Source organism: Enterobacter sp. Bisph1 (assembly GCF_000814905.1).
Lineage (GTDB): Bacteria > Pseudomonadota > Gammaproteobacteria > Enterobacterales > Enterobacteriaceae > Kosakonia.
Map to the genome: position 1 here is coordinate 129,117 of NZ_JXAG01000036.1, position 14,329 is coordinate 143,445.

Here is a 14,329-nt window from a genome sequence, read left to right on the forward strand (position 1 = left end):
GCTGTGGCTCCGGGGGTTTTACAGGAAAGCTTTCGGCTGTGGGCCGAAAAGATTTTCTTGCCGTGTACCGTGCTGGCTGTAAAACGCCAGCAGCATCAGCCAGCCAATAACCGGAAACAGCAGCAGCAACAGCCAGCGCCAGCTTCGGTTTGTATCGTGCAGGCGGCGCACCTGCACCGCCAGCCCCGGCACGAGCACCAGCAGGGCATACAGCAGGCTTAAAATATGCCAGCCAACAATCTTGTCGACCACATACAGCACGCCAAAGAGAACGGTATTGACCAGCGTGAACATCCAGAACTCGCGGCGATGCGCGCGCCCGTCGAAGGTCGCGTAGTTTCTCAATACCCTAAAATACCAGTCCATTCTCAACCTCGGTCAACGGTCAATTCGTTGTTTTCTAAACAATCCCTGTAAGAATAGACGGCAAAAATACAAAGCGAGAACCCGCAGAGAAATAATTTGGGCGCGAGAACACGCGCCCGTGATATCAGGCGAAACGCAGATCGCGCCCGTGGGGTTCATCCAGATCCTGCCACGGCCCGATAGAGATAATGCCGGTCGGGTTAATGGTCTTGTGGCTGCGGTAGTAGTGGTTGCGGATATGGGCAAAATCAACGGTTTCGGCGATGCCCGGCGTCTGGTAAATGTCGCGCAGAAAGCCGTGCAAATTGAGGTAATCGCTAATGCGGTGTTTGTCGCACTTAAAGTGGGTGACATACACCGGATCAAAACGAATAAGCGTCGTCCACAGGCGGATATCCGCTTCCGTTAAGCGATCGCCGGTCAAATAGCGGTGCTGGCCGAGAATTTGTTCGAGGCGTTCCAGTGCGTTAAAGACATTGACTACCGCATCGTCGTAAGCCTGCTGGCTGGTGGCGAAACCGGCTTTATAGACGCCGTTATTAACGTTGTCGTAGATCCAGCCGTTCAGCTCATCAATTTTTTCACGCAGCTGGGGCGGATAGTAATCACCGGCTTTCGCGCCCAGGCCATCAAAGGCAGTATTGAACATGCGAATAATTTCCGCCGATTCATTACTGACAATGGTGTGATTCTTTTTATCCCACAGCACGGGAACCGTGACGCGGCCGGTGTAGTTAGGGTCGGCGTGGAGATAGAGCTGATAGAGGAATTCGTGCTGATAGAGCGTGTCGCCCGTCGCGGCCGGGAAATCATCGTCAAATGTCCAGCCATTCTCCAGCATAATTGGGCTGACCACGGAAACCGAAATAAAGGGTTCGAGCCCTTTTAAGGTACGCAGGAGAAGCGTACGGTGCGCCCACGGACAGGCGAGTGAAACATACAGATGATAACGATCTTTTTCGGCGGCAAAGCCACCTTCGCCAGACGGTCCGGGCGCGCCATCGGCGGTGAGCCAGTTGCGAAACGCCGATACCGAGCGCTGAAAACGTCCTCCGGTGGATTTGGTATCGTACCAGGTGTCGTGCCAGACGCCGTCAATCAGTTGTCCCATTTTTTCCTCCTTCTGCATAGCAAAAGCGAGGAGTAATCTCCTCGCTTGCATCTCTTCACTCAGTATAGAGCGCTTACCATTTTTTATTCAGAACGCGGTCGATACTGATAGCGCCCGGACCGGTGATACCCAGCAGCAGGAAGCCGCCAGCGATGGTCAGGTTTTTCATAAACATCAGCGAATTGACGCCTTCAGCAAAGTTGCTGTGGAAGATAAACGCGGTCAGCAGGGTGAAGCCCGCGGTAAACAGCGCCGTAGTACGGGTCAGGAAACCGAACAGAATCGCCAGACCGCCACCAAACTCAAGAAGAATTGTTAACGGCAGGAAGAACCCCGGGACGCCCATTGCTTCCATATATTGCTGGGTGCCTGCATAACCGGTAATTTTGCCCCAGCCGGCGACGATAAACAGAATCGGCATCAGAATACGAGCAACGAGGAAACCAACATCTTCTAATTTTTTCATCTTTCTCTCCAGGAAACCACAATAGCGGCTAACAGTAAATTGTCCGCAATTACGGGCGGATGCCGCGTTATTGCTGTCGATGGAGAGGATAGTAATCGTGACGGGAAAAGATTGTTAGCAAGGAAAACTGTCGAAATTATTCAAAAAAACTGAGCATATAAAAAACAAACGGGCGATAAGTGATTATCGCCCGTAAATGCCGTGCCGCGAGAACGTTTAGCGCGGTGCGTTGAGTGTGGTTTTCACTAAGCGCCACAAGCTCCACGCACCCAGACCGCGTTTGGCCCAGCGCATTAACATATTGGGATGGCGTACCGTCCAGATTGCCATCGCGCTGCTGCCTACCAGCGCCCATGAGCGCAGGCTAAGCAGGGTGTTCCAGCCGCGATCGTAAGCGCCGGTTGACTCCAGCCAGTCGCGGCGACCGGCGGTGAGATCCAGACGCTGCTGTTGGATCTCACTGAGTAAACGCGCTTTACGCTTTAGACGTTCCGCTTTGCCGCTCACTTATCTTCCTCCAGCAAGGCGCGGTCGTTTGCCAGCTCCTGGCGAGTATGGCGCAGAAACGTCGAGGCTCGCGATTTGCGCAATGTCCAGATGCCGCCAATTAATGCCAGCACCAGCAATACGACAGTGGTTGCAATCATCGCGTTCAGGCGATATTGCGGATCGATGGCCCAGATAATCAGGACCATCAGGCTCATTAGGCCAAATGCGGCGAAAAGCATGGTCAGCCCCACCATAAGCAGCAGCTGGAATAAGTTCGCTTTCTCTTCTTCCAGCTCGACAACTGCCAGCCGCAGGCGGGTTTCGACCATTTCCACAAGGATAGTCACAATGCGTTGACCTATTCCGAGTACGCTTTTGCCCGGCCCTTGCGCGTGTCGTGACTCCATCATATTAACGACGCGACAGCAGCACGCCCAGCATCACGCCTGCGGCGGCGGCGATACCTACGCTGGCCCACGGATTATCGCGCACATACTCATCGGTACGCTCTGCCGCTTCACGGGTTTGACGAGCCAGCGCATCGCCGGTTTCGCCCAGACGATGGCGGCTTTCGCGCAGCGCCTGTTCCGCTTTGGTACGTAATTTACTCAGCTCTTCCTTCGACTTATCACTGGAATTGCTCAGCACTTCTTCCAGCGTATCCGCCAGGGATTTCAGTTCAGCGCGCAAATGATCAGAATTATCTTTCGACATAATTTTCTCCGGCTAAGTGAGTGGTTATTTCCATAAAGTCAGTAGTCACGCGCCTCAAGGACTTTCAACTCTTGTTGTGCCTCTTTTAGCTTGTGCTCGCGTTTGCTCATTTTTTCCGCATCGCCTTTTTGCTTCGCCTCGTTGAACTCACGGCGGCGCTCGGCAACCTCTGCTTTCTGTTCGGCAATTTTTTTCTGATGGGCGGCGCGCAGCTTCGTGTCGGAGCAATTGGCGCGCACTTCCCGTAGCGCCTTGTTTAACCCGTTGATCCGGCTCTGATTGTTATGCTTCTCGGCATAGCTGATTTCGCGTTGGATCTCGTGTTCTTTTTCCTGGCACGGCGATGCCGCGTGAGAAAATGCGCTCACAGAAAGGAGAGCCAGCGCCAGTGCGATGCGGTTGTTCATCTTCGAGAACCTTCCATTGTTGACCGACGAAACGAAAGTGACGCCAGCGTCCAGTGACATTAAGTGAAATGTGGTTCCGTGTACTCAAGCATAGTAAGTAAACGGCTAAACACCAAAGTAAGTGAAAAGATTCAGAATCCTGGAAAGGTTAACCGAATCGATGCGTTGAATTACGCAGGCGGGTGAGCCAGGCCGAGGTGGAGTTATTGTCATCATCCTGGGCAGCGATGATATAGCCCTGAGGCAAGCTGCGATCCAGCACGGCTTTCGCCGCGGCGCTTTGGGCGCTGGAATCAAAGGTGATTAATAGCGTGTCGTTTTGCGGGGTAATGCTTTTGAAATGAATACCGTTGGCGTCGAGATGATGCCAGACAGAGAAACCATCCGGCACGCTCACGTTTTGCGTGAGCGGGCGAATCGCCAGCGTGGAGTCACTATTTTGTAGCTTCGCCCAGGTGAAAAACACCATGCCAAAGATGGCTATCGCCGTGATACCCATCAGTAATCCGCGTACAAAGGGACGTTGCAATTCCATGAACTTAACCCCGGTTGCGATATTTTTTCTTCCACAGCACCACCAGCGAGCCAGCAAGGCCAATTACCAGTAATACTACCGGAAGCAACATCAGGCAGGACATCAGCGCATCTTCGTATTTACGAAATACCGGCGTCTTACCCAACAAATAGCCTAAGGTGGTGAGTATCAGCACCCACAGCAGACCGCTCACCCAGTTAAAAAACTGGAAGCGCGCATTACTCAGACCAGAAAGTCCGGCAATAGTTGGTAACAGAGTGCGAACAAAAGCAATAAAACGGCCAATCAGCAGCGCGGATAGCCCGTGTTTATGAAAAAGATGGTGCGAACGCTGGTGATAATGGGCAGGCAGATGGGAAAGCCAGTTTTGCACGATGCGCGTATTTCCCAGCCATCGCCCCTGGATATAGCTCAGCCAGCAGCCAAGACTTGCCGCTACGGTCAGTAATAACACCGTTTGTACATAACCCAGCGCGCCTTTCGCAATCAGCACGCCAACCAGAACTAACAGGCTATCGCCCGGAAGAAACGCCGCCGGTAGCAGACCGTTTTCCAGAAATAAGATGACAAACAAAACGAAGTACAGCATGCCGATCATGCCGGGCTGCGAAAGCGTCGCGAAGTCCTGAGCCCAGAGGGCATGGAGTAATTGGTTTAAAAGTTCCATTCAAGGTTCCTGGTACATCGGTTTACGTCACGTCCAGACCGGCACGGCGATAGCTTTAATATATTATGGTCGCTCGTGGCACATTTGATGCAGCATATCCTGAGAAAAGACGCTGTGAGCAAGCACTAACTCATGCAATGACAAATGCATCCGATTGTAACAAAATTCTACATTATGAGTCAGTCGGAAAAGTGCGTTTCGGTGATGATTTTGCTTGCCGCAGCAGGGGGAGGCGAGGCTATTTACAAAGGCTGACACTCTAGACGGTTTACTTACCTTAAACCGGCGCAGGCGCAGTATAAGTATGCGCCTGACAGAGCTTTTTTACTTGCCGCCGGTCGCGACGGTATCAAGATGCACAACCGGGTTTTCTGCGAACAGATAGCGATCGGCATTGAACTCGAAATCATCGCTGGTTTCGTTAAATAGCATCAGTTTGGTGTTTTCCAGGTGCTGCCACATTGCCACCTTAGCGGCATGGGGATCTTTGCGAATCAGCGCGCGCAGAATATGGTCATGATCATCACACCAGTTATCGACGGTGCGCAAATCGATATGGTCATGCAATTTTTTCCAGTACGGGTTATGTACACGCTGCGTCCACATTTTCTCGACGATAGCCGCCAGCGCCGTGTTCTGCGTCGCCAGCGCAACCTGTACATGGAACTGCAAATCCCACTCAGAATCGCGGAAGCACTTCTCTTTGCGCGCGTTATCCTGAATTTCCATCAGCTTCATGATGTCCTGCTTCGTCACCTGAGTGGCGGCGAATTCAGCGATATTGCTCTCGATAAGCTGACGCGCCTGCAACAGTTCAAACGGACCGTAATTGGCGAACTCCATGTTTTCATCGGGAGCCTGAGTGTAGCGCGGTACATTAGAGATAACATGAATACCGGAGCCTTTGCGGACTTCGACGTACCCTTCCACTTCGAGCATGATAATGGCTTCACGAACCACGGTCCGGCTTACGCTTTTCTCATCGGCGATAAAGCGTTCAGCGGGCAGTTTGTCACCCACAAGATAGACGCCTTGCTCAATACGATTTTTAAGCTCGGCGGCAAGCTGCTGGTACAAACGTCGTGACTCGGAGATTTCCATATGTGAGCTCCTGGGAAAGAAGGGCAATGATAGATTTGTTATACCACTTTTACGGCTTTCTCACCATCGCGGAGAACAAAAAAGCCGCCCTAAGGCGGCTAATATTCGTTCTGTTTCACGCGACGCACTGTTGGGCTACCTTGCCCGTTACCGCTTTCTTTAACGGGCGATTCGCTTAGTGGCTACTGCCGTGTCGCGTGAAATTTTCAGGCTAACAAAGTCCGTGAAGCGTTAACTTTGTGCTGCCGGGCCGCCAAGGGAATGTTCTTTAACAACCTCGTCGGCGGTTTTGTTTTTCAGCACCGTCCAGATAACTACGGCACCCATCAGGTCGAACAGCGCCAGTACGGCGAACAGCGGGCTAAAGCCAATGGTATCCGCCAGTGCGCCAACCACCAAAGCAAACATGGTGCTTGCGGTCCAGGCGGCCATACCGGTCAGGCCATTCGCCGTTGCCACTTCGTTACGACCAAAGACGTCAGAAGAGAGGGTAATCAGCGCGCCGGACAGAGACTGGTGAGCAAAACCACCGATGCACAGCAGGCCGATAGCAACATACGGGCTGGTGAACAGACCAATCATGCCTGGGCCAATCATCAGTACCGCACCCATGGTAACAACCATTTTACGCGAAACAATCAGGTTCACACCGAACACGCGCTGGAACAGCGGCGGCAGGTAACCACCCACGATACAGCCGAGGTCAGCAAACAGCATCGGCATCCAGGCGAACATGGCGATCTCTTTCAGGTTAAAGCCGTAAACCTTGAACATGAACAGCGGGATCCACGCGTTAAACGTACCCCAGGCCGGTTCTGCCAGGAAACGCGGCAGGGCGATACCCCAGAATTGACGGGTGCCCAGAATCTGCCATACGGACATTTTCTTACCGTTGTTGGCCTGGTGTTGTGCTTCCTGGCCACCAATGATGTACTCGCGCTCTTCTTCGCTCAGTTTTTTCTGATCGCGCGGGTGTTTATAGAAGTAGAGCCAGGCCATTGCCCATGCAAAGCTCAGCACACCGGAGATGATGAACGCCATTTCCCAGCTGTGCATCACGATTGCCCACACCACCAGCGGCGGTGCGATCATGGCACCAATTGAAGAGCCAACGTTGAAGTAACCCACCGCGATAGAACGCTCTTTCGCCGGGAACCATTCAGACGTGGCTTTCAGGCCCGCCGGGATCATTGCTGCTTCAGCGGCACCTACCGCGCCACGCGCCAGCGCCAGACCACCCCAGCTTCCCGCCAGCGCAGTCGCGCCGCAGAATATCGCCCAGGTAATCGCAAAGAAGGCATAACCAATTTTGGTGCCCAGAATATCCAGCAGGTAGCCGGCAACGGGCTGCATAACGGTATAAGCCGCGGAATAGGCCGCGATGATATAAGAGTATTGCTGAGTGGAGATGTGCAGCTCTTCCATCAAGGTTGGAGCAGCTGCCGCTACGGTGTTACGTGTCAGGTAGCCAAGCACGGTGCCGACCGTCACCAGTGCTATCATGTACCAACGTAATCCTTTGATTTTACGCATGTAAACCTCATCGTTATGTTATTACCGCTTTTCGCGGCCATCCTTCGATCGCGTTCGCAGGATGAAAACGGGGAGGACGTCCGGGATATCCCCCGATACGGCCCAAACCTTGCCATTAGTAAGCGTGTTTAAGTCGGTATCCCTACCCAAAAGTCCGATCAACGTATTGTCGGGAATGCATTCCGTCGGCTTATATGTTCGACGGCAGGAAAGATAACTTGTCATACAACTTGAAAAGGTGAGTGACATCACAAAAGCGTTTTTCTTTGTGTGGTCTTTAGCTTCGCTGGGTCAGGCCAGTAATGGCGCGGGCTGGCGGGATGTTTGCCCGTTCGGAGTGTCAGTTTTTGTATGCTTTTATTGATCCAACTCACGAAAATATCTTCGGGTTGTAGAAATTGGTGTGATAACTTTGTCAGCATTAAAGGTAAGCATCAGACGCACTCGTTTAGAGGAAGACGATAATGACCCCGTTTATGACCGAAGATTTTCTGCTCGACACCGAATTTGCTCGCCGTCTGTACCACGACTACGCAAAAGACCAGCCGATTTTTGACTATCATTGCCACCTGCCGCCGCAGCAGATCGCTGATAACTACCGCTTTAAAAACCTGTATGACATCTGGTTAAAAGGCGATCACTACAAGTGGCGCGCAATGCGTACCAACGGCGTGCCTGAGCGCCTTTGTACCGGCGATGCGACCGATCGTGAGAAGTTTGACGCCTGGGCAGCCACTGTGCCGCATACTATTGGCAACCCGTTATACCACTGGACGCATCTTGAGCTGCGTCGCCCATTTGGTATTACAGGTAAGCTGCTGTCGCCGTCTACCGCCGATGAAATCTGGAACCAGGGTAACGAACTGCTGGCGCAGGATAAATTTTCTGCGCGCGGAATCATGCAGCAGATGAATGTGAAAATGGTCGGCACCACCGACGATCCGATTGACTCGCTGGAACATCACGCCGCTGTAGCGAAAGACACTAGCTTCAGCGTGAAAGTGCTGCCGAGCTGGCGTCCGGATAAAGCGTTCAATATTGAACAAGCCACCTTCAACGATTACATGGCGAAACTGGGCGAAGTGTCTGATACCGACATTCGTCGCTTTACGGATCTGCAAACCGCGCTGGGCAAACGCCTGGATCACTTCGCGGCGCACGGCTGTAAAGTTTCCGACCATGCGCTGGACGTTGTGCTGTTCGCCGAAGCGAGCGAAGCGGAGCTGGATAGCATCCTGGCGCGTCGCCTGGCGGGTGGAACCCTGAGCGAGAAAGAAGTGGCGCAGTTCAAAACTGCGGTACTGGTCTGGCTGGGCGCGGAATACGCCCGTCGCGGTTGGGTGCAGCAGTACCATATTGGCGCGCTGCGTAACAACAACCAGCGCCAGTTCAAACTGCTGGGGCCGGACGTAGGCTTCGACTCCATTAACGACCGTCCGCTGGCAGAAGAGCTGTCAAAACTGCTGAGCAAGCAGAATGAAGAGAACCTGCTGCCGAAAACCATTCTGTACTGCCTGAACCCGCGCGATAACGAAGTGCTGGGCACCATGATCGGTAACTTCCAGGGCGAAGGGATGCCGGGCAAAATGCAGTTCGGTTCCGGCTGGTGGTTTAACGACCAGAAAGATGGCATGGAACGTCAGATGACGCAGCTGGCGCAGCTGGGCCTGCTGAGCCGCTTTGTCGGCATGCTGACCGACAGCCGCAGCTTCCTGTCTTACACCCGCCATGAATATTTCCGTCGCATCCTGTGCCAGATGATTGGTCGCTGGGTCGCCGCAGGCGAAGCGCCGGCGGATATTCAACTGCTGGGCGAAATGGTGAAAAACATTTGCTTTAACAATGCGCGTGATTACTTCGCGATTGAACTGAACTAAAGCCGTTTGAGGTTGATATGCAATACATCAAGATCCATTCGCTGGATAACGTTGCGGTAGCACTGGCGGACCTCGCTGAAGGCGCGGAAGTCGTTGTCGACAACCAGACCGTTCGGCTGCGTCAGGCGGTAGCGCGCGGGCATAAATTTGCTCTGCAAGCCATCGCCAGCGGTGAAAATGTTGTCAAGTATGGTCTGCCAATTGGACATGCGACATCAGATATCGCGGCGGGCGAGTACATTCATTCTCATAATGCCCGGACCAATCTCAGCGATTTGGACGAGTATAGCTATCAACCTGATTTTCAGGATGAAGGCGCCCAGGCGGCGGATCGTGACATTCAGATCTACCGCCGTGCGAATGGCGAAGTGGGGATCCGCAACGAGTTGTGGATCCTGCCAACGGTCGGCTGCGTAAACGGCATCGCCCGTCAGATCCAGACCCGTTTCCTGAAAGAGACGCAGGATGCCGAAGGTACCGACGGCGTCTTCCTGTTCAGCCATACCTACGGCTGCTCGCAGCTGGGCGACGATCACATTAACACCCGCACCATGCTGCAAAACATGGTGCGCCACCCGAACGCCGGTGCGGTACTGGTGATTGGTCTGGGTTGTGAAAACAACCAGGTCGATGCCTTCCGCGAGACGCTCGGTGAATTCGATCCGGAACGTGTCCACTTTATGGTCTGCCAACACCAGGATGACGAAGTGGAAGCGGGGCTTGAGCACCTGCACGCATTGTATCAAGCAATGCGTAATGACAAACGTGAACCGGGCAAACTGAGCGAGCTGAAATTCGGCCTCGAATGCGGCGGCTCCGATGGCCTCTCCGGCATCACTGCTAACCCGATGCTGGGCCGTTTTTCCGATTATGTTATCGGCAACGGCGGGACTACCGTGCTGACGGAAGTACCGGAGATGTTCGGTGCGGAACGTATTCTGATGAGCCACTGTCGCGACGAAAGTACCTTTGAAAAGACCGTTACCATGGTCAATGACTTCAAACAGTACTTTATCGCACACAATCAGCCGATCTACGAAAACCCATCGCCGGGTAACAAAGCGGGCGGTATCACGACTCTGGAAGAGAAATCACTGGGCTGTACGCAGAAAGCGGGCGCCAGCCAGGTGGTGGATGTTCTGCGCTACGGCGAACGCCTGAAAACCCACGGTCTGAACCTGCTGAGCGCACCGGGTAACGATGCCGTTGCCACCAGCGCGCTGGCGGGTGCGGGCTGCCATATGGTGCTGTTCAGTACCGGTCGCGGTACGCCTTACGGCGGGTTTGTGCCGACGGTGAAAATCGCCACCAACAGTGAACTGGCGGCGAAGAAGAAACACTGGATCGACTACGATGCCGGTCAGCTGATTCACGGCAAAGCGATGCCGCAACTGCTGAACGAATTCGTCGATGTTATCGTTGATATCGCTAACGGCAAAAAGACCTGCAACGAGAAAAACGATTTCCGCGAGCTGGCTATCTTCAAAAGCGGCGTCACGCTCTAACGTGTAAACTTTCGCGCCATGCAACAAGGCTCGTTCATGTTCCCGGTCGCCGGGAAATGGATAAGCTAGCCGCGTTGCCTGGCGCGATGTTTTTTCCGCAATGCGTTATCCGGAACCGTTTTTACCCTACAAGGATTTTCCATGACCACGTATTGGCTTGCCCAGGGCGTTGGCGTGATTGCCTTTCTGGTGGGTATTACCACCTTTATCAACCGTGATGAACGGCGCTTCAAAAAACAACTCTCGGTCTACAGCGCCATTATTGGCGTGCACTTTATGCTGATGGGCGCTTTTCCCGCCGGTTCCAGCGCCATGCTTAACGCTATCCGCACCCTGATAACCTTGCGTACCCGCAATCTGTGGGTAATGGTGCTGTTTATCGCGCTGACGGGCGGCTTAGGGTTGGCGAAATTTCACCACCTGATAGAGCTATTACCGGTTGCCGGCACCATCGTCAGTACCTGGGCGCTGTTTCGCTTTCAGGGTTTACCGATGCGCTGCGTGATCTGGTGCTCAACGGGCTGCTGGGTGATCCACAATATCTGGCTCGGATCGATAGGCGGTTCGCTGATCGAAGGCAGTTTCCTGGTGATGAACGGCCTGAATATTATTCGCTTCTGGCGGATGCAAAAACGCGGCATCGATCCGTTTAAGATCGAAACCGCGCAGCAACAAGAGAAACCTGCCGCCCGCTGACGGCAGGCGTTTACTCCAGCCCTTTTTTCTTGTCGTTCTGATGGTTAACCCAGGCGTTAATCACCATCGTCAGCACCAGGATCCCACCGACCACGCCCAGCGAGATGGCAATCGGGATATGGAAGAAGTCGACAATCAGCATTTTGACGCCAATAAACACCAGAATCACTGACAGGCCATATTTCAGCATCGAGAAGCGCTCCGCCACGCCCGCCAGCAGGAAGTACATCGCACGCAGCCCCAAAATGGCAAACAGGTTAGAGGTCAGCACAATAAACGGATCGGTGGTGACGGCGAAGATCGCCGGAATGCTGTCGACGGCGAAAATCACATCGCTCAGTTCAACGAGGATCAGCACCAGCAGCAGCGGCGTGGCAAACAGCAGGCCATTTTTGCGCACAAAAAAGTGCTCATTCTCAATGGTATCCGTCATGCGCAGATGGCTGCGCAGCCAGCGCACCAGCGGTTTGTCGCCAATGCCGGTTTCATCCTCTTTCGCCAGCGCCATTTTGATCCCGGTAAACAGCAGGAATGCGCCAAAGACATACAGCAGCCACGAGAACTGGGTGATCAGCCAGCTGCCGGCGAAAATCATAATCGTGCGCAGCACAATCGCCCCGAGCACGCCATAAACCAGCACGCGGCGCTGCAGGGCAGCAGGCACCGAGAAGTAGCTAAACAGCATCAGCCAGACGAAGACGTTATCCACCGCCAGGGCTTTTTCAATCAGATAACCGGTGAGGAACGCCAGCGCCTGGGTATCGGCGACGGCGCGACCTTGCGTTTGCGAGAGATACCACCAGAAGGCGGCATTAAAGAGTAATGAGAGGGAGACCCAAACGACCGACCAGACGGCCGCCTGCTTCATGGACATCGTCTGCGCGCCGCGACGTCCCTGAAGCAGAAGGTCGATGGCCAGCATAATCACCACCACGATGGCGAAACCGCCCCATAACATCGGTGTGCCGACAGTATTCATATTCAATCCTCACTAAAACAAAAACGGCTAACATCGGAAGAGGTTAGCCGCTTGCTTTAGATGCAGGGAGTCTCGCCTTCCGGCAAGGTCTCACTTACGTCTCTTTCGACGCCCGGCGACCGGATGCGTAAACGCATCGTAATGACGATCCACCGGCAATGAAGTTACTCCCCTTTGCGCGTAACAAAATATGTCAGCGTGGTGATTCCGTCAATGACACCTCGGCTCTGCTTTACGAACTTTTACGCAGGGAGCTGGGCACTGATATCATCCGCCGGGAAAACAACCCCCGTTTGACGGCGGATCTCCGTAAGCAGTTTGGCTGTGATCCGGCTAACCGCCAGCCCCGGATGGTTAACCTCGTTCTGTTCCACCAGACGGGCAAACGTCTCGGCTTCATAGAGCATAGTGTTGATATGTTGCGGCTGCGTCAGCTCCTGCGCTTTACCGCCGCGCGGCACAAACGAGACGTTCTGGCATTCGGAGATTTTCTCAATCACCAGCGATCCCGCTTCGCCCTGAATTTCACTGGCCAGCACCGAATCGCTTACTTTTGAGTGCTGCAGCGTGACGCTGAAATCACCGTAATGCATTACCACCACGCCGTGGGCATCGACGCCGCTTTCCAGCAGGCTGGCGCAGGCCAGGACGCTATGCGGCTCGCCCCACAGCGCCACGGCGGAGGCCAGGCAGTAAAAGCCAATATCCATAATCGAACCGTTAGAGAAGGCAGGATTAAAGGTATTGGGATTCTCGCCGTTGAGATAGCGCTGGTAGCGCGAGGAATACTGGCAGTAGTTAATAAAGGCCTTGCGCAGCTTACCCGCTTTCGCCAGCGACTGTTTCAGTAAGATGAAATTGGGCAGGCTGGCGGTTTTGAAGGCTTCAAACAGCACCACCTGATTTTCCCGCGCGCAGGCGATAGCCGCTTCCACTTCACGCAGATTAGAGGCCAGCGGTTTTTCGCAGATCACATGCTTTTTGTGGCGCAGAAAAAGCTGGCTTTGGGAAAAGTGCATGGCGTTCGGGCTGGCAATATAAACCGCATCAATCGCTTCGCTTTGCGCCATATCCTCAAGGGAGGTAAACAGATGTTCGACGGGATAGTCGCTGGCGAAATGTTGCGCCTGTTCAAGGCTGCGGGAAAAAACGGCGGTGAGTTTATATTTGCCCGTCTCATGGGCGGCATCGACAAACTGGCGGGTGATCCAGTTGGTGCCTATGACAGCGAAACGTATCATACAGACGCTACTTCTCCGTAAAGGGGGTCTTAAATCACTCTAGCATGACGGGGTGACAAAACCAGTATGCGGCAGCGCAGAAGCACAAATGGCGTTGTCCGACCCGCGAAACTACTTTAGCGCCAGATGGGTGAGCCACAGGCGGGTATCAAACTCCAGTTGGTGATATTGCGGCTCCATATGGCAGCACAGCTGATAGAACGCTTTGTTGTGGTCTTTCTCTTTCAGATGCGCCAGTTCATGTACCACGATCATGCGCAAAAACGCCTCCGGCGCGTCGCGAAAAACCGTCGCCACGCGAATTTCCGCTTTCGCTTTTAACTTACCGCCCTGCACGCGAGAGATCGCCGTATGCAGACCAAGTGCGTTATTTAACACATGGATTTTACTGTCAAACATCACTTTATTGACCGGCGCGGCGTTACGCAGAAACTGATTTTTCAGCCCCTGCGTATAGTTATAGAGCGCTTTATCAGTGGTGATATCGTGCTTTTGTGGGTAGCGCTTTGCCAGCACCTCGCCAAGCCTGTTCTGTTCAATCAGGGAAGTGACCTGCGTAAGCAAGGATTCAGGGTAGCCCTGAAGATAGAGAAGGGTATTCATGGCGAAATGTGTTTACATCTCCGGTTAATTAAGCGATAA

Annotated in this window: 17 protein-coding genes; 3 read left to right on the forward strand and 14 right to left on the reverse strand. The window is 53.6% G+C overall.

Translation table 11 applies throughout. From position 1 onward, the window contains the following. Nucleotides 1-18: 18 nt before the first annotated feature. The 11 genes from RW65_RS11335 to RW65_RS11385 all read right to left on the reverse strand — a co-directional run bounded on the left by RW65_RS11335 (nt 19) and on the right by RW65_RS11385 (nt 7,389). A complete protein-coding gene (locus tag RW65_RS11335) occupies nt 19-366 on the reverse strand; it encodes a DUF805 domain-containing protein (protein WP_039056847.1) in 348 nt (115 codons plus the stop codon). A gap of 124 nt (nt 367-490) precedes the next feature. Then, nucleotides 491-1,477 (reverse strand): glutathione S-transferase family protein, encoded by a 987-nt coding sequence (locus RW65_RS11340; RefSeq protein WP_039056848.1) that lies wholly within the window; start codon nt 1,475-1,477, stop codon nt 491-493. 73 nt (nt 1,478-1,550) lie between these two features. Then, nucleotides 1,551-1,943 (reverse strand): DoxX family protein, encoded by a 393-nt coding sequence (locus RW65_RS11345; RefSeq protein ID WP_039056849.1) that lies wholly within the window; start codon nt 1,941-1,943, stop codon nt 1,551-1,553. 216 nt (nt 1,944-2,159) lie between these two features. Next, on the reverse strand, nt 2,160-2,450 hold the full coding sequence (locus RW65_RS11350) for a YqjK-like family protein (RefSeq protein WP_039056850.1): 291 nt from the start codon (nt 2,448-2,450) through the stop codon (nt 2,160-2,162). Next, a complete protein-coding gene (locus RW65_RS11355) occupies nt 2,447-2,842 on the reverse strand; it encodes a phage holin family protein (protein ID WP_039056851.1) in 396 nt (131 codons plus the stop codon). The genes RW65_RS11350 and RW65_RS11355 overlap by 4 nt, the downstream gene beginning before the upstream one ends. 1 nt (nt 2,843) lies before the next feature. Further along, nucleotides 2,844-3,146 carry an ElaB/YgaM/YqjD family protein gene (locus tag RW65_RS11360; protein ID WP_039056852.1) on the reverse strand — a complete coding sequence of 101 codons (303 nt, stop codon included), beginning with the start codon at nt 3,144-3,146 and terminating at the stop codon, nt 2,844-2,846. A 38-nt stretch (nt 3,147-3,184) separates the two neighbouring features. Beyond that, a complete protein-coding gene (locus RW65_RS11365) occupies nt 3,185-3,553 on the reverse strand; it encodes a DUF1090 domain-containing protein (protein ID WP_039056853.1) in 369 nt (122 codons plus the stop codon). Nucleotides 3,554-3,701: 148 nt separating this feature from the next. After that, complete coding sequence (gene mzrA / locus RW65_RS11370; protein ID WP_039056854.1) at nt 3,702-4,088, reverse strand: EnvZ/OmpR regulon moderator MzrA; 387 nt, start codon at nt 4,086-4,088, stop codon at nt 3,702-3,704. Between the two features lie 4 nt (nt 4,089-4,092). Beyond that, entirely contained in the window at nt 4,093-4,755 is a 663-nt protein-coding gene (gene yqjA, locus RW65_RS11375) for a DedA family general envelope maintenance protein YqjA (RefSeq protein ID WP_039056855.1), read from the reverse strand. Nucleotides 4,756-5,079: 324 nt separating this feature from the next. After that, complete coding sequence (exuR, locus tag RW65_RS11380; RefSeq protein WP_039056856.1) at nt 5,080-5,856, reverse strand: transcriptional regulator ExuR; 777 nt, start codon at nt 5,854-5,856, stop codon at nt 5,080-5,082. A gap of 231 nt (nt 5,857-6,087) precedes the next feature. Continuing rightward, nucleotides 6,088-7,389 (reverse strand): MFS transporter, encoded by a 1,302-nt coding sequence (locus tag RW65_RS11385; protein ID WP_039056857.1) that lies wholly within the window; start codon nt 7,387-7,389, stop codon nt 6,088-6,090. Between the two features lie 464 nt (nt 7,390-7,853). On the opposite strand from RW65_RS11385, the gene uxaC reads away from it, so the two are divergent. The 3 genes from uxaC (at nt 7,854) to RW65_RS11400 (ending at nt 11,467) form a co-directional block, all read left to right on the forward strand. Next, nucleotides 7,854-9,266, forward strand: a complete 1,413-nt coding sequence (uxaC, locus tag RW65_RS11390; protein ID WP_039056858.1) for a glucuronate isomerase — start codon at nt 7,854-7,856, stop codon at nt 9,264-9,266. A gap of 17 nt (nt 9,267-9,283) precedes the next feature. Next, complete coding sequence (locus RW65_RS11395) at nt 9,284-10,771, forward strand: UxaA family hydrolase (RefSeq protein WP_039056859.1); 1,488 nt, start codon at nt 9,284-9,286, stop codon at nt 10,769-10,771. Nucleotides 10,772-10,912: 141 nt separating this feature from the next. Continuing rightward, nucleotides 10,913-11,467, forward strand: a complete 555-nt coding sequence (locus tag RW65_RS11400) for a YgjV family protein (RefSeq protein ID WP_039056860.1) — start codon at nt 10,913-10,915, stop codon at nt 11,465-11,467. Between the two features lie 10 nt (nt 11,468-11,477). Here the strand turns inward: RW65_RS11400 and RW65_RS11405 are convergent, their stop codons facing one another. The 3 genes from RW65_RS11405 to RW65_RS11415 form a co-directional block, all read right to left on the reverse strand. Then, nucleotides 11,478-12,446 (reverse strand): TerC family protein, encoded by a 969-nt coding sequence (locus RW65_RS11405; protein ID WP_039056861.1) that lies wholly within the window; start codon nt 12,444-12,446, stop codon nt 11,478-11,480. Between the two features lie 242 nt (nt 12,447-12,688). Beyond that, complete coding sequence (locus RW65_RS11410) at nt 12,689-13,687, reverse strand: Gfo/Idh/MocA family protein (protein ID WP_039056862.1); 999 nt, start codon at nt 13,685-13,687, stop codon at nt 12,689-12,691. A gap of 111 nt (nt 13,688-13,798) precedes the next feature. Then, a complete protein-coding gene (locus RW65_RS11415) occupies nt 13,799-14,290 on the reverse strand; it encodes a M48 metallopeptidase family protein (RefSeq protein WP_039056863.1) in 492 nt (163 codons plus the stop codon). Nucleotides 14,291-14,329 lie beyond the last annotated feature (39 nt).